The following is a 15,272-nucleotide window of genomic DNA, read 5'->3' as shown; positions in this document are numbered from 1 at the left end:
ATTTGTAACTCTCCTTATCATTCATTTAAATAAGGTCTGCAGGCTTCGCTTTTAACAATAAACTTTTGCATTCGGTGGTTTGGAAAAGCTCCAGCCCTTCCTGCCACCATTTCGTCATCTCCTCTTTATCAAATATAAATGAATGGGTGGTAAGTATCCTGTTGATAAAAAAGAAATTGATATGTACATTGGTGGTTGCCGCTTCCAACTGTGAAATAATAAGATCGTCACTGGCAATCTGATTCAGCATAAAATCTGTGGTACGAGCAAAAACATCCAATACATTCTGGAGAGGTGGATTATTGTATGACGTTTTTTCCAGCCGCAATACAATGGTATCTATGGATGATGCTCCTTTTTCCAGGGCGTGCTGTAAAGGGATAAGGTTTCCAAAGCCTCCGTCAGCATACTCATTTCCGTTTTTCTGGCATAAGCTCATCAAAGGAACCATATTGGATGAAGCCCAGATCCAGTCGCAGAAATCCTCATAACGGTGTTCATTAGAAGACTTATACTCTATTTGCTGCGTTGTAAGGTTGGCTACTGTGACTACAATTTCTTTTTTCAATTCTTTTATTTTTTCAAAATCCTGCTTTGTAAAGCTACTGCGGATAAGATTTCTGAGGTTGGTACTGTCTCCTAATGTCTTTTGTTTTTTTATAAACTGCCTGATAATCCCCAGATGGTTGATCCCTACTTTTACTTTACCGTTCTTCTTCGTTATTTTAAACGGACAAACCGTAAAAATATCGGACTGCTCGATGGTGGTATACAACTTTTTAATTCTTTGGATATCTCCAAGAGCCAGAAAAGGAATCAGAAGACTTCCGGTTGAAGTTCCTACAAAGAGTTCATAGTCGTTTTTATTATGTTCTATAAGATGTTCAGCTACCCCGCCTGCAAAAGCCCCTTTGCTCCCTCCTCCTGAAATGACCAATGCTTTCATAATTGATTTAAAATTAACGCAGTACTAATGTAATAATAAATCAAATATGTTATTCATAATACATTCAACCCACTACAAGATTGAACACAGCAAAGCATACATTCACCTGACTGTTCCATGTATGGAAATTAAATCGTCCGCTCTCCGAAGTCTCCTGACTTCGGAGCAAGTATAAAGTATAAAGTATAAAGGGATCTATTTAACAGCTCAAAGTCAGGAGACTTTGCGCAGCGGACTTCTAGTGCGGGGTTCTAGTATTGAGGCATAAGTAGAGATAATTAACATAAAAATAAATACTTAAAAGTTTTCAATGAAATAAAAATAGTTGACTTTTTCAACAATAATAGTTGTCAAAATCAACTATTTCTATATATTTGTACTATGAATTCTCAGCAAATAGGCGATATAAGATTTTTCAACAGATTCTATACCAACATCATAGGACTTTTGAATGGTCACATACTGAACAGTAAATACTCTCTTCCTGAAGTACGAATTTTATTCGAACTGCATCATCATCCAAACCAACCTGCTTCTGACATAGCAGCTTATCTGGGTATTGATAAAGGATACCTCAGTAAAATTTTGAAAAACTTCGAGAAGCAGGGTCTCATCCGAAGAATAGTCTCCGGAAAAGATAAAAGAAGTACAAATCTTGAACTTACAGAGGAAGGCAAGGCCGAGTTTCAGCTTTTAAACGAAGCTTCATCTCAACAGATAAGGGAGATTTTTGGACATTGCACTCCGGACGAACTTAATAAAGTCATCAAGAAAATGAATGAAATACAAAATATACTAAATAAAAGAATTTTATGATGGAAGAGCCCCTAATTACAGCAAATGGAATATCAATCAGAACCACTATCAATCCTGGGGACTTAGGATATATCATGTATCGTCACGGTAAATTGTATGGCAAAGAATACAACTATGGAGTATCTTTCGAAACCTATGTAGGCTATGGATTATATGAATTTTATAAAAACTACGACCCATTATTAGACAGGGTCTGGATTTGTGAAAAAAATGATAAGATCGTAGGTTTTCTACTATTAATGCACCGGGAAAATCAGACTGCTCAACTTAGATACTTCTATCTTGATGAAGAAACCAGAGGTTTAGGATTGGGCAATCAGCTTATGTTGGCTTTGGTAGAGTTCGCCAAAGAAAAGAAATATAAATCTGTATATCTATGGACAACAGATGATTTACTGGCAGCCCATCATCTTTATAAAAAATACGGTTTTAGACTGACAGAGGAGAAACCTTCTACCGAGTTTGGTAAATCTTTAAAAGAACAACGCTACGATTTGATGTTGATCTGATCACATTGAAGCAAAAATAAAAGCAAGAACACGGAAAAATTTAAAAACAAAGAAAAATGATAAAAGTATTTATTGCCGGGGCTACCGGCTGGGCAGGATCTGCATTAAGTAAAGGGGTATGCAAAAATCAAGGAATGAAATTGGTTGGAGCCCTTTCCAGAAAACACAATGGAGAAAATCTTTCAGAAGTCCTTGGAATTGAAGGTGGTGACATCCCCATATTTGATGATATCGAGACCGCCCTTGACAAGACTGAGTTTGATGTTCTGGTGGATTATACCAAACCTGAAGTAGGTAAGAAGAATATCACTGCAGCCTTAAAGAGAGGAAAAAAAGTAGTGATTGGCACTTCCGGATTAACGAATGATGATTTAAAGGAAATTGAAGACGTGGCTAACGATAACGACACCTCCGTACTTGCTGTCGGGAATTTTGCCATATCGGTCGTACTTCTTCAGAAGTTTTCGGAAATGGCTGCGAAATACATGCCTAATTATGAAATTATAGATTATGCCCATGAAGACAAAATAGACAGCCCCAGCGGCACGGCAAGAGAACTCGCCTATAGGCTTTCTCAGATTAAAAAGCCCAATGTACATATTTCACAAGATGAACTCGTTGGCGACAAAGCCACCCGCGGTGCAACGTTGGACGACGTTCAGGTACATTCTGTACGATTGCCGGGTTTTGTCATTTCCGTGGAGGCTATCTTTGGACTAAAAGATGAAAAGCTTACCATACGTCATGATTCCGGTTCCGGAGCAGAACCTTATGTAAAAGGAGCATTGCTCGCTATCGAAAAAGTAGGTTCTTTTAAAGGACTCAAACGTGGGCTGGATACGGTAATGGATTTTTAAATCCTATGGTCTATTTATATTGGAAAATAGAAATAAATAATCCTTACTCCAAAGTCAGGAGACTTTGCGCAAAAAAAATCAAAATAAAAAAATCCCAGCTTTCGTTGGGATTTTTTAAGCAAAAGAATATCTAATGCTGTATTCTTATGGGTTTTACATTATTTTTTGACCAGCTCTACTCTACGGTTTTGCGCCTTGCCTTGTTCAGAACTATTATCTGCAATTGGATTTTTACTGCCGAAGCCCTCTGCTGAAAGTCTTGATTTATCAATACCTGAAGTGGTGATCGCATTCAATACTGCGGTAGCACGGTCTTTTGAGAGTTGGAGATTGTGCGCATCATTTCCGCTGTTATCGGTATATCCGTTGATAGCCAGTTTTAGATTACTGTCGTTTTTCAGGACTTTTGTGATTTCATCTACGGCTGTTTTGCCATCAGGTTGTAAGCTTGCTTTGTCGGTATCAAAATTAATATGCAATACAGCTTTGCCTTTTGTATCTAATTCTTTTTTAATTTCATCAGATTTTAGGATCGAAATGGTTTGTTCAAACGGCGCTTTCTGTAGAATTTGTATTCCTCCGGTTGAAGTATTTCCATACAGCTGAATATAAATATCATCGCCACTGCTCCTTCTGATGACATACACTTTTACAGGTTCATTCCAATAATCTATAGAGCCTTCTTCGCCAAAGTATTTGGCGTCTTCTTTTATTCTGTCAAGCTGCTGCTGAGAAACTTTACCGTCAAATATTTTTACACCACCCACTTTTGTAATCGCATCATCATAGCTTTTCAAAAAATAAGGCAATGACCATTCTTCTGTATTACTTTTCTCGTTGACAACATACGTTTTCCATACCTTTCCTTCTATAGGTGTCATTACACCTTTAAGTGGGAAAAACAACATATCATAGCTTCTTTGTACCGGTTTGTTTTGGGATTCCAGTCCTTTGGGAAAACTGAAAAAAGGAAGATCACCTACTTCAGCCGTAGAAACCGGTATGGAGTTGATATCAAAATTATTTGTTCCTCCCGAAGATTTTTCTGCTGCCTTAGAATTTTCTATGGCGACAGTATCCTTCGCATTATCTGTTTTTTGCTCAGTTTTTTTGTTACAGGCAGCAAGTAAAGCGCCTATGGACAGAATAATCAGGGTCTTCTTCATATTAATAAATTTTAGGTTTATGGTGTATTATTTCTTTTAAATAGTGAGGGATAAAGCAACTTGAATCCTTCTGCATCAAAATCGTTCGGTATATTTTATACTGTACTGCTTTTTGGCCGCACTAACTTACAAATAAAATGCGAATGAGGAAGTACCTAGATTTAAGGATTTTAGTGATTAAAAAGATAATGTGTGGATGATGTTTTCTAACGCAAAGATTTTATTTTTGAAGCCGCTTTATTTTAAGTGGGCAAAGATAGAATCAACTTTGTTGATTCGCCGAAGCGGATGGATAGGTATACTGCTTTATCAGTGACAAAGTCGCATCGCTTTACTTAAAATAAGGTGGAAGCATTCATAAACTTTGCGTTTAATCAAAAATAATTCTAAGCAGAATTTATGATCATGTGCGGATGATATTTTTTCTGACGCAAAGATTTTATTTTTGAAACTGCTGATTGTAAGTGAGCAAAGATAAAATCAACAAGGTTGATTTCTCGAAGCGGATGGATAGGTATACTGCTTTATCAGTGACAAAGTCGCATCGCTTTACTCACTTAAAATAAGGTGGAAGCATTCATAAACTTTGCGTTTAATCAAAAATAATTCTAAGCAGAATTTATGATCATGTGCGGATGATATTTTTTCTGACGCAAAGATTTTATTTTTGAAACTGCTGATTGTAAGTGAGCAAAGATAAAATCAACAAGGTTGATTTCTCGAAGCGGATGGATAAGCATATCGCTTCATCAGCGACGAAGTCGCATTACTTTGCTCACTTAAAATAAGGAGGAAGCATTCATGAACTTTGCGTTTAATCAAAAAATAATTCTAAGCAGAATTTATGATAATGTGCAGATGATATTTTCTGACGCAAAGCTTTTATTTTTGAAACTACTGATTGTAAGTGAGCAAAGATAAAATCAACAAGGTTGATTTCTCGAAGCGGATGGATAAGCATATCGCTTCATCAGCGATGAAGTCGCATCACTTTGCTCACTTAAAATAAGGAGGAAGCATTCATGAACTTTGCGTTTAATCAAAAAATAATTCTAAGCAGAATTTATGATAATGTGCAGATGATATTTTTTGACGCAAAGCTTTTATTTTTGAAACCGCTGATTGTAAGGGAGCAAAGGTAGAATCAACTTTGTTGATTTCTCAAAGCGAATGGATAAGCGTATCGCTTCATCAGCGGCGAAATCGCATCGCTTTGCCCACTTAAAATAGGCTATCCATCAACTTCGCTCTCCGAAGCCTCCTGACTTTGGAGCAAGTATAAAGGGTATCCTTTTATGTACACGCTCAAAGTCGGGAGACTTTGCGCAGCAGAGACTTTGCGCAGCGGAGCAGCAGAGGAATGTTAAATCTATCTGATGATCGTGTTACTATACTGCTCCTGTAAAGAGATAAGATTTAATTCTAAGTCATAAACAGCGTTAAAAGCAAAAATTTCACCTTTAGCCACATAGTCGTAGATGTATAAATCCGTTAAAGGAGTTGGAATATCTGCCAGATCTTTAGCATCTATCCATTGCAGTTCTCCTTCGTTACAGTAGGGTGGTTCAACAAATTCTATATCAGATATATAAACATAGCTTATCCAATTGTATTTAACAGGGGAAGTTTCCGTTAAAATTCCACAAAACTTTTTCGAAGTAATATGAATGCCTGTTTCTTCCATTACTTCACGTACCACTGCATCATCGGGGTTTTCAAAGGGATCAATTTTGCCTCCAACGGGAACATACATATCTTTATTGGGCTCCTTCAGTCGTTTCAGCAATAAAAATTTATCGTTGTTCCTTAATATACATAATGTCGCTACCCTCTTCAATCCAATCACATCTTGATTCATATTATTTTCTTTTCAGACAAAAATAATAAATCCAAAAAGAGTTTTCAATCCTATTTATCAACTTAATGATTAAAAAAATATCCTGATGAATACACCACAAAGCTAAAAGCATCAGATCTCTGAATGGAAAGCACCCATTAAATTTTCAAGCATAAAGCTTCTGTTGGATGATTATATTAGGCCTGTTTACTATTTATTATTGCAACAAAGTTTCATTTTATGAAATTTAATCCTTATTTTTGACGCTTCTTATGCAAAAAACATTGAAAACCTTTTTTGTCTTTTCTCTGTTACTGATCTTTCTATCGAACGTCAGTGGAATAAGCATATGTCTTGAGCATGCGAAACATGCCACCGCCAAAACCCTTCATAAAAAAGATTCTAAAAAGGAAAAAGTACCTACTGTTTCTCAAAATGACGATTGCCAATGTGCACTCCATTTGCAGATGAATACAAGTATCCTTCCGGAAAATCAAAATCAGGATTTCACTTTTAACATCACCAATAATAACGAGATGCCTCAACCGAAGGCCAAAACCTATCGTTGTTTACTGGATTATTTCTCTTCAAGAGCTCCTCCCCGTCTTTCATAATTTTAGTTTTTGATACTAAACTCTTTTACCTGCAGGTCTAATGATCTTTAGCAGCAGTCTTTTGGGATATTTTATTTTAAAGCTTAAGTAAGATATTCTTTATTCACTTGGTATTTAAGCATACCTCTTACTCAATATTTATGTCATTTAATTCTTATCAAGCCGGAATCATACATGGTATATCCGGTAAAACTTTTCATTTAACAGGTTTAGGTTTTATATTATTTTCAACGGCAATCAGTGCTCAGAAAGTGGAAAAAGATTCGATTCCTGCAACCATTCAAACTGTAGAAATCATAGGGAGAAAATCTAAAGGTTACATTTCCGATTATTCATTTGCCGCTACTAAGGTTGCGATGAAAAACAAAGATCTTCCGCTTACGCTCAATACTGTTACCAAGGAACTTATCAATGATAGGCAGGCATTCAGACTGGGTGATGTTCTGAAAAATGTGGCAGGGGTTTCCAATGTAAGTTTCTACAATCAGTACAGTATCAGAGGAATCAGCCAAAATGAGGAAGGCCAGATCATCAATGGTATGCGTACCAGACAATATTATTTTCTTCAGCCGATGACCTCACATATCGAGCGTGTAGAAGTTTTTAAAGGTCCGGCAAGTATTACTATGTCCAGTGTAGATCCGGGAGGAACCATCAACATGGTGACTAAAAAACCATTGTTAACGCCTCATTATGAAGTAAGTTTATCCGGAGGAAGCTTTGACACGTATCGTCTTTCAGCCGATATTACCGGACCTTTGAATAAATCCAAAACACTCTTATACCGTTTCAACGGAGCCCATCAGTATGCCAAATCATTTCGTGATCATGTAAAAAATAACGGCATTTTGATAGCACCCTCTATTTCTTTTATCCCTAATGCTAAAACTTCGGTGAATGTAGAAATGATCTACAACGAAATGAACGGAAACCTAGACAGGGGGCAGCCTATCTTTGGAGCAGTTGCCGGAAAAACCGACCTCAACAGTACACCTATCAGTTTAAATCTCGGTGCACCGGGAGATTATTTCAAAACAAAAGACCTGACCCTGATGGGAAGCCTTGCTCATCATTTCAATAAAAATATAAGTTTTAATGCGTCTTATATGAAGCAGTTCTGGGACGAAGACATTCATGAGACCAGAACCACAAACTCATTTGTGCCGGACATCAATAATCAGCAGATTTCGAGTCTGGCAATGATGCAGTACATGGAAAGAATTCAGCATTGGTCGATAGATAATATAAATGCTTATTTTAATTTCACTTACAGAACAGGTGCTGTTGAACATCAGACTTTAGTAGGATATGACAGCCATATCTGGGAGAAAAAAAGCGGTGGGAAACAAGATGCTGCAAGAGGTTTTATGATGAAAGACGGAACGGTAAGCTCCTCTTACAATCCCGCCAATGCCGCTTTATATCAGACAATGATGTATAATGGAATTACACTTCCCAAACCCAATGTGAGCCCATTTGATCTTACATCAGGTGCAGTAAACCATCAAGGAAAAAGCTATACCGTTTTAAATATCATCAATCCTTTACCAACGGCATTAACAACTACTCACGCAGCCTATGTACAGCATTTACTGACATGGAAAAAGTTTAAACTTTTGACCGGGCTCAGACAGGAATGGTTTCAGGATATTACCCACTATAAAAAAGCGGAAGAAAACTCTTTCAGGAATCAGAAGATGCTCTACCGGGTCGGTTTAACCTACAGCGTTACCGAAAACATTAATATCTACGGAACCTATCTTACAGGGTACCAGCCACAATCAAATACAATTTCTCTGATGCCACAGACGGCAGGTTTTACGGGGGCAATTTCCGCATCCTTATACAAGCCTTTGCTTTCGGATTTAAAAGAATTAGGAGTCAAAACCAGACTTTTCAAAAAGATTGATGCGAGTTTTTCCTTTTATGAAATTAATCAGAAAAATATCCTGGTGAATGCCAATAATCCAGCAGAACCGGATCAGTTGATTCAGCGGGGGGCAGACAGAAGCCGCGGTTTTGAAGCCGAATTGGCAGGCTACGTTCTTCCGCAATGGCACATATATGCAGGCTACAGCTATATTGACGCAAAAGTTTTGGATGATTCCAATCCTGCTTTAATTGGTTTGGCTAAAGAAAATACTTCCAAAAATTCAGTGACTATCTGGACGAGGTATAATTTCTCCCATATTCAGGCTTTAAAGGACTTCGGAATAGGTGCGGGAATGTTATACCAAAGTAAAAAGATCCCTTGGTTCACCAGAAGTTTTGAGCTTCCGGCGTATGCTACTTTGGATGCCGCAATTTATTATTCTGTGCCGCAAACCAAACTCCAATTAGCTCTGAATGTGAACAATATCAGCAATACAACCTACTGGATAGGAGCCCAGAATTATCTGAGACTCTTCCCCGGAGCACCAAGAAATTATTTATTTACAGCAACTTATAAATTTTAAACTATGCCTTTTTCAAACTTGAAACTCATTGTAAGAAAAACCCGGCAGGATTTATTTAAAAGTAAACAAAACCTGCTCATTGCCGTTACGGTTCTCCTGTTCTGCTTTTTAAGCCTCGGAATCGGGTTTACCAAATACGGCGAAACCTATTCGAAAGTAAAAGAATATCGTAAAGAAACCCGTGAGAACTGGGAACACCGGCCGGATAAACATCCCCACAGAATGGCGCATTATGGATATCTCGTTTTCAGGATCGGACATCCTCTAAGCATTTTTGATAACGGATTGGACGATTACCTTGGAAATGTCATTTTCCTTGAGGCTCACAAACAGAACACCGCCAATCTTTCGGAAGCAGGAAGTTCAGGAATTCTGGTGCGTTTCGGAACATTCAGTGCCGCATTTATTCTGCAGGCTATTGTTCCTTTGATTATTTTATTTCTCGGTTTTGGACTTATTGTCCGGGAAAGAGAAGAGGCCACATTGAAAATCCTAACTGTTCAGGGAGCCTCGCCAAGAGCTATTTTATGGGGTAAAATCCTTGGGCTTTGGCAATTTTCCTTAGTGTTTCTTATTCCTGTGATTCCTTTTGTTTTAGTCATTGGAATCATGGCAGAATCAAGCCGTATTGATGATATTGTCTCCCGAATACTGCTCCTGTTTCCGGCGTATATGGTGTATTATTTTTTCTTCTGTACTTTAACGGTTTTAGTTTCTGCAAGAAGCAAAGCTTCATCATCCGCTTTAATCGGTTTAATTGGTTCATGGCTAATGCTGGTGATTTTTTTACCCAAAGGAGTTCAGTTTGTGGCGCAGAATCTCTATCCCACTCCATCAAGAATTGCCTTTGAAACTCAGGTAGAGGAAGATGTGATGAAAGTGGGTGACAGTCACAATCCTGAAGATCCGCATTTTAAACACATTAAAGATTCTCTGCTGACAAAATACAATGTGAAAACCACCGACGAGCTTCCTGTTAATTATGGAGGAATTGTGATGAAAGAAGGAGAAAGAATCAGTGCAAAACTGTATGTCGATCATTTGAAAAAACTTCAGGACCAATACCATCAACAGCAAAAACTGAGTGAAATCTTTGGTTTCATCAATCCTGTGATGGCGATTAAAAATCTTTCGATGACCGCCTCGGGAACAGATTATTTTGCCTATCAGCAGTTTCAGAATCAAGCGGAAGAATACCGTTATAAACTCGCTCAGCGAATGAATGACCTTCAGATTGAACACATCAGCAACATCAAGCCCAAGGAGAACGAAAAACCCGCTATGGTAGGCAAAGAAAACTGGCATAAGTTTCCGGATTTCCAGTATGAATTTACCTCAATCAAAGAAAGTCTGAGTCATCAGATTCTTCCATTAGCGGCTATTATTTTCTGGCTTCTTGTCTGTATTCTGATGGTTGAATTAAGTGTAAAAAATTTAAAATTAATCTAATGAATTACTATCTATACCAACAGTTTTACCGCAACAAAGCCTATATTATTTCTTTATTAATTCTGATTTTTGCCGGTTTGAGCTCTTTGTACACTGGTAAAAAATTTCTGGACAGAAACGAAGAAATTATTGCTAAAAGTTCAACCTATCAAAAAAACAGTCTCGATAAAAATGTGGCATTACACAGCGAAGACGTTGGCCTTTTGCTGTATTATGTAAAATTCAATCTTGTGAATGAAATGCCAAAACTGGCGGCTTTAAATATCGGCTTGAGAGATTTGAATCCTTCTATTCAAGGGGTTACAATCAGAAATCTGGAAGAACAGAAAAACAATTCCGATTTTTTCAATCCTGCGAATGCAGCTGTTGGAAATTTCGATTTCTCTTTTGTCCTGGTATTTCTTTTTCCATTAGTAATTATTGCTTTTTGTTACAATATTATTTCCGAAGATCAGGAAAAAGGAACCTGGAAGTTGCTTTCCGTGCAAAGTCAAAACTTAAGAAAGCTGATTGATACTAAACTAATGATTCGCCTACTTGCCGTAAGTTCGGTTTACTTTTTATTACTAATTGCTGCCGTTTTATACATTAAGATTCCACTGGATTCTGCTTTCATCATTTTCACTTTGTCAGGTTTACTTTATCTGATTTTCTGGTTTGCATTATGCCGATGGATTATTGGATATCAGAAATCTTCTTCGTGGAATGCTTTGACCTTGGTGATTTTCTGGATGGGTATGAATTTCATAATTCCGATGACGGGAAACATGGTCATTCAGCAATTGATTCCTGTAAAAGAAGGTTTGCAGGCCCAAATTGAACAACGAGAAGGATATCACAATAAATGGGATGAAGCGAAAATTCCTACCATGCAAAAATTTCATAAAATCTATCCGCAATTCAGCCAATACACCGTTGCGGAAAACAGCGGCTATTCTTACACCTGGTATTATGCGATGCAGCACATGGCAGATGTGGAATCAGCTGCATCTTCAAAGCAATATCATGAAAAAATGCAGAACCGAAATAACGCATCCATTTACCTTGGATATATTTTACCGAATATCCATACGCAACTGGTTCAAAGTAAAGCAGCCAAAACAGGAATGGAAAATCAGCTGAATTATGCGGAAGGGTTGAAAAATTTCCACGAGAAACAAAGACTGTATTTTTATCCTTATATTTTTGAAAATGCAAACGGAAAACTTATAGACTGGACGAAACAGACCGTAAAGGTTTTCATCAGTGCTGAGAAACCTAATCTTTTCAGCGTGTTCCTTCCCTACTTCATTCTCATTTCTTTATTGTTAATCCTTTCACAAAATAAATTCAGAAAGCTATGTTAAAAACCATCAATCTTCATAAAAAATACAATGATTTCACTGCTTTACAATCTCTTAATCTCGAAATTCAGAAAGGAGAGATTTTTGCCCTTCTCGGACAAAACGGTGCAGGAAAAAGTACAACCATCAATATCCTTTTAGGTTTAATTAAAGCGACTTCCGGTGATGCCTTCATCCATGATATTTCAGTGAAAGACCATCCTGAAAAAATCAAAAAACATCTGGCATACATTCCTGAGACAGTGTTGCTTTATCCAAATCTTACCGGAATTGAAAATCTTGATTTCTTCTCAAAAATTGCAGGCTTTCATTATAATAAAGAAGAACTTTCCGCGCTTTTGCAGCGTACCGGGTTGCAGGAAATTGCCCATGACAAGCCATTGGGCGGTTATTCAAAGGGAATGCGACAGAAAGTTGGAATTGCTATCGCTCTTGCCAAAGATGCTAAAGTATTACTCCTTGATGAACCCACTAGCGGACTTGACCCGATTGCCACTTCTGAATTTACAGAAATTGTAAGACAGCTGGGCCACGAAGGAAGAACTATTTTAATGGCAACCCATGATATCTTCAATGCTGTAAGTGTTGCTACGAATATCGGAATTATGAAACAGGGCGAACTGGTACAAAATCTTCCGTCCAAATCGTTTTCTGCTGAGGAATTGCAGGAATTGTATTTGCAAACCATCTGATGTAATGCATCTGATTCAATAAAAAAATCGAAATCAAATCATTTCTAAAAGCGTTTGAATATACACTCATCTGGTCGCAAATAGCAAAATGGCATCATTTTAATGTAAATGGTGCCACTTTTTTATATCATTCATTAATATACTTGCCGGGTTTTTAAAATAGTTCTTTGTTTTATTGTTGAGTGGGCTTTTTGTTCAATAAATTATTGACAATCTGCACTATCCACTCATTTTATCATTTAATCGTATGCTTTTAAATGAGCTTAAAAATTTTGATAAAATTCCCATCCTCTGTTAAAACATTTTTAGATTAGGGAATTTATCCTGAGAAATTTTTACAAATTTTTCACCCACTACCTGATATTTCACTCTTGTTTCCAATTGCTTTCTTAAATTGAGCATATCTTCCGGATCCACTCTATAATTAAGTCTATCATGAATTTCAAGGGGTAATGAACTTCCGTCAATATCAAAGGTGATAATATATGTTTTTGGCAAATATTCTTCTGATGATTTTGAATAAACGCCCAATTGCGATTTCAAAAGTCCTCCATATTGAAGGCTAGCTTTTTCAACTTTAAAATGATCAAATACAATGTGCTCATCTAATCCGCCAACTGTATCGGTACTGAAAAAATGCAGATCGTTTCCACTTAACACCCAAAAACAATCTGTTTCAATTCGTTTAAGCTTTACACCAATCGTAGATAATGCTACATTTTTTATCCCGTCAGTTACAAGTTCCTGCACTTTATTGGCTGTTGACTGGGGAACAGAGGCAGAAGTAAATGCATCAATTGGTTTATCTTCCATCCATTCTTGTAATTTTGAAAAATCCTGAGCCAGAAGCTCTTGTTTGTATTGGTCATATTGAGTTCTTTCAGAATCCAAATCAATTTCCGATTTTGCAACTTTGTGTTTATTATTTATGATTATCATGAAGACCATACCTGCAATTATTATGACGACTGGAATTAAAAATAATGGGTTCATTCTTGTTGGGTTTAAGTTTTGTTTTTTACTATTTGTCAGATCTATTTTTTAATAATTTGAACTTCCGTTTTCAGAGAATCTCTTGTTAAGATGACAGAGTTTACCTTTCCATTGCTGAAATCGAATTTTAATAGGTTGGGATAATCTACAATTGTAAAGGTCCCATTTCCCATATACAGCAATTCATTAGCATTTTTTCCTTTAAAATATCCCAAAAATGGAGACTCAACATAGAGATGGTTATCCTTTTCTACAATTTTCGTTTCTGCTCCCTGTCCATAAAGAAAATCGTTATACGTTCCGATAAGTTGTTTTTTTAAACCCAAAGGAAGTTCCTGAATATTTTTATTGGATATTTTCTTATTCCAGTTCATTAAAGTCAGAAGTTTTATGCGGGCTTCGTTGATCACCGGAATACGATTAGGTTTTTCACCATTCGCAAGAATTACAAAACCATTTCCGTCTTCCATAGTAGCCAAAATACTTCCCCCAACTCCCGTATTGGAGCCATTACACATAAACCAATCATAGTGATTATAAGCAACAGACTTTTGCCAGCCATACCCCCAACCTCCAACGGCATCTTTCAACGCTGTTACTTCCGTTACTCTTTTGGCAACCTGATGAGAAATGACTTTATTATTTTTATTGCGTAAAGCATTTTGTATCTCAATAGAAAGCTTCGCTAGATCTGTAGGCGTAGACCATACTCCTGATGCTCCAATCTGTGGCGTAATTGGTAAGCCTGTTTTTATCACTTTTCCATCTTTATCGTGAACAGAAGCTACATCTGTTAGAAACCCCTTTTCATTAGGCTGTATCATGGTGGTATTCATCAAACCAAGAGGGGTAAAAAGATGTTCCTGTGCCAGTTCTGCAATAGACTTATTGAAAGTATCTTCTAATGCCATTTGGACAATTACATATCCTCCCCCGCTATATTCAAAACCGGTTCCCGGCGTAAACAGGAATTCAATTTCTTTATCATATCTTGGTATTTGTCCTAAAAGACTTTGTTTTATAGTTGGAATAACATCTCCGTTATAATAATCTGAGAATCCACCTTGATTTGTACCCGAAGTATGATTAAAAAATAGTCTCCAGGTTGGACTCTTGTTTTCAGTAAACTTACTTTTGGGTAAATGCCAGCGTTTTAAAGATTTATCAATGGGCTCATCCAGGTTAATTAATCCTTTTTCTTCAAGGATATGGCAAAGAAGTGCGGTGATTGGTTTTGTGATTGACGCTGTGGAAAAAGCAGTGTTTACATCTAATTTTTCTTTAGAATCCATTGACTTCACTCCTACCTGATTTGAATAAACAATCTTATAATTTTCAAAAACCACAAGGCTAAATCCAGGAAGCTTGTACTTTTCTAATTGTGATTCAATGCTTAAACTATCCGTAAGAAAACGGTAATCTCTATTTTCCGAAAAAACTTTTTTACTTGTTTGGCAGCTTGAAACCAGTGCTATAAGAATCAGTAAATAAAAGGGGCTTTTCATGGTATCGTTTTTTATGTTAAAAATTATTTCGATACAAATATGCGGAAGGCATTAAAGCAATGCGACCGAGTAAAAGCAATCGGTCGAAT

The 15,272-nt window shown here is 36.9% G+C and carries 13 protein-coding genes; 8 read left to right on the top strand and 5 right to left on the bottom strand.

Going from position 1 to position 15,272, the window contains the following annotated elements:
• Positions 1-25: 25 nt before the first annotated feature.
• Positions 26-946 (bottom strand): patatin-like phospholipase family protein, encoded by a 921-nt coding sequence (locus tag EG344_RS19245; RefSeq protein WP_123910981.1) that lies wholly within the window; start codon positions 944-946, stop codon positions 26-28.
• Between the two features lie 381 nt (positions 947-1,327).
• Here EG344_RS19245 and EG344_RS19240 point away from each other — a divergent pair, with 381 nt between their 5' ends.
• The 3 genes from EG344_RS19240 to dapB are packed head-to-tail and all read left to right on the top strand — an operon-like array spanning position 1,328 to position 3,128.
• A complete protein-coding gene (locus EG344_RS19240) occupies positions 1,328-1,762 on the top strand; it encodes a MarR family winged helix-turn-helix transcriptional regulator (RefSeq protein WP_123910980.1) in 435 nt (144 codons plus the stop codon).
• Positions 1,759-2,271 (top strand): GNAT family N-acetyltransferase, encoded by a 513-nt coding sequence (locus EG344_RS19235; protein ID WP_228412772.1) that lies wholly within the window; start codon positions 1,759-1,761, stop codon positions 2,269-2,271. Before EG344_RS19240 ends, EG344_RS19235 begins: the two co-directional genes overlap by 4 nt.
• A 56-nt stretch (positions 2,272-2,327) precedes the next feature.
• Positions 2,328-3,128: a 4-hydroxy-tetrahydrodipicolinate reductase gene (dapB, locus tag EG344_RS19230; protein WP_123910979.1), complete on the top strand. Its 801-nt coding sequence runs from the start codon at positions 2,328-2,330 to the stop codon at positions 3,126-3,128.
• Positions 3,129-3,286: 158 nt separating this feature from the next.
• On the opposite strand, the gene EG344_RS19225 is transcribed toward dapB, so the two are convergent.
• Both EG344_RS19225 and EG344_RS19220 read right to left on the bottom strand, forming a co-directional pair.
• Complete coding sequence (locus tag EG344_RS19225; RefSeq protein ID WP_123910978.1) at positions 3,287-4,294, bottom strand: OmpA family protein; 1,008 nt, start codon at positions 4,292-4,294, stop codon at positions 3,287-3,289.
• Between the two features lie 1,369 nt (positions 4,295-5,663).
• Entirely contained in the window at positions 5,664-6,152 is a 489-nt protein-coding gene (locus EG344_RS19220) for an NUDIX hydrolase (RefSeq protein WP_123910977.1), read from the bottom strand.
• A gap of 263 nt (positions 6,153-6,415) precedes the next feature.
• Between EG344_RS19220 and EG344_RS19215 the strand changes: the two genes are divergently transcribed.
• From EG344_RS19215 to EG344_RS19195, 5 genes are all read left to right on the top strand, one after another.
• Entirely contained in the window at positions 6,416-6,745 is a 330-nt protein-coding gene (locus tag EG344_RS19215) for a hypothetical protein (protein WP_123910976.1), read from the top strand.
• A gap of 140 nt (positions 6,746-6,885) precedes the next feature.
• The gene (locus EG344_RS19210) at positions 6,886-9,201 is read left to right on the top strand and encodes a TonB-dependent siderophore receptor (RefSeq protein ID WP_123910975.1); all 2,316 of its coding nucleotides are present in this window, start codon (positions 6,886-6,888) and stop codon (positions 9,199-9,201) included.
• A 3-nt stretch (positions 9,202-9,204) separates the two neighbouring features.
• Positions 9,205-10,650, top strand: coding sequence for an ABC transporter permease (locus EG344_RS19205; protein WP_123910974.1), 1,446 nt, complete (start codon positions 9,205-9,207; stop codon positions 10,648-10,650).
• On the top strand, positions 10,650-11,996 hold the full coding sequence (locus EG344_RS19200) for a DUF3526 domain-containing protein (protein ID WP_123910973.1): 1,347 nt from the start codon (positions 10,650-10,652) through the stop codon (positions 11,994-11,996). Before EG344_RS19205 ends, EG344_RS19200 begins: the two co-directional genes overlap by 1 nt.
• On the top strand, positions 11,990-12,685 hold the full coding sequence (locus tag EG344_RS19195; protein ID WP_123910972.1) for an ABC transporter ATP-binding protein: 696 nt from the start codon (positions 11,990-11,992) through the stop codon (positions 12,683-12,685). The genes EG344_RS19200 and EG344_RS19195 overlap by 7 nt, the downstream gene beginning before the upstream one ends.
• Before the next feature lie 294 nt (positions 12,686-12,979).
• Here EG344_RS19195 and EG344_RS19190 read toward each other — a convergent pair whose 3' ends face one another.
• The gene (locus tag EG344_RS19190; RefSeq protein WP_123910971.1) at positions 12,980-13,678 is read right to left on the bottom strand and encodes a hypothetical protein; all 699 of its coding nucleotides are present in this window, start codon (positions 13,676-13,678) and stop codon (positions 12,980-12,982) included.
• A 41-nt stretch (positions 13,679-13,719) separates the two neighbouring features.
• A complete protein-coding gene (locus EG344_RS19185) occupies positions 13,720-15,183 on the bottom strand; it encodes a serine hydrolase domain-containing protein (RefSeq protein ID WP_123910970.1) in 1,464 nt (487 codons plus the stop codon).
• Positions 15,184-15,272: the final 89 nt, after the last annotated feature.

Source organism: Chryseobacterium sp. G0162 (assembly GCF_003815715.1).
Taxonomy (GTDB): domain Bacteria; phylum Bacteroidota; class Bacteroidia; order Flavobacteriales; family Weeksellaceae; genus Chryseobacterium.
Note: the sequence above shows the minus strand (reverse complement) of the source record. Positions and strands in the feature narration are given on the sequence as shown.

Bases quoted from the DNA above. Each gene is read 5' to 3' on its own strand.
- EG344_RS19245 (WP_123910981.1), bottom strand. From the start codon at position 946: ATGAAAGCATTGGTCATTTCAGGAGGAGGGAGCAAAGGGGCTTTTGCA.
- EG344_RS19240 (WP_123910980.1), top strand. From the start codon at position 1,328: ATGAATTCTCAGCAAATAGGCGATATAAGATTTTTCAACAGATTCTAT.
- EG344_RS19235 (WP_228412772.1), top strand. From the start codon at position 1,759: ATGATGGAAGAGCCCCTAATTACAGCAAATGGAATATCAATCAGAACC.
- dapB (WP_123910979.1), top strand. From the start codon at position 2,328: ATGATAAAAGTATTTATTGCCGGGGCTACCGGCTGGGCAGGATCTGCA.
- EG344_RS19225 (WP_123910978.1), bottom strand. From the start codon at position 4,294: ATGAAGAAGACCCTGATTATTCTGTCCATAGGCGCTTTACTTGCTGCC.
- EG344_RS19220 (WP_123910977.1), bottom strand. From the start codon at position 6,152: ATGAATCAAGATGTGATTGGATTGAAGAGGGTAGCGACATTATGTATA.
- EG344_RS19210 (WP_123910975.1), top strand. From the start codon at position 6,886: ATGTCATTTAATTCTTATCAAGCCGGAATCATACATGGTATATCCGGT.
- EG344_RS19205 (WP_123910974.1), top strand. From the start codon at position 9,205: ATGCCTTTTTCAAACTTGAAACTCATTGTAAGAAAAACCCGGCAGGAT.
- EG344_RS19200 (WP_123910973.1), top strand. From the start codon at position 10,650: ATGAATTACTATCTATACCAACAGTTTTACCGCAACAAAGCCTATATT.
- EG344_RS19195 (WP_123910972.1), top strand. From the start codon at position 11,990: ATGTTAAAAACCATCAATCTTCATAAAAAATACAATGATTTCACTGCT.
- EG344_RS19190 (WP_123910971.1), bottom strand. From the start codon at position 13,678: ATGAACCCATTATTTTTAATTCCAGTCGTCATAATAATTGCAGGTATG.
- EG344_RS19185 (WP_123910970.1), bottom strand. From the start codon at position 15,183: ATGAAAAGCCCCTTTTATTTACTGATTCTTATAGCACTGGTTTCAAGC.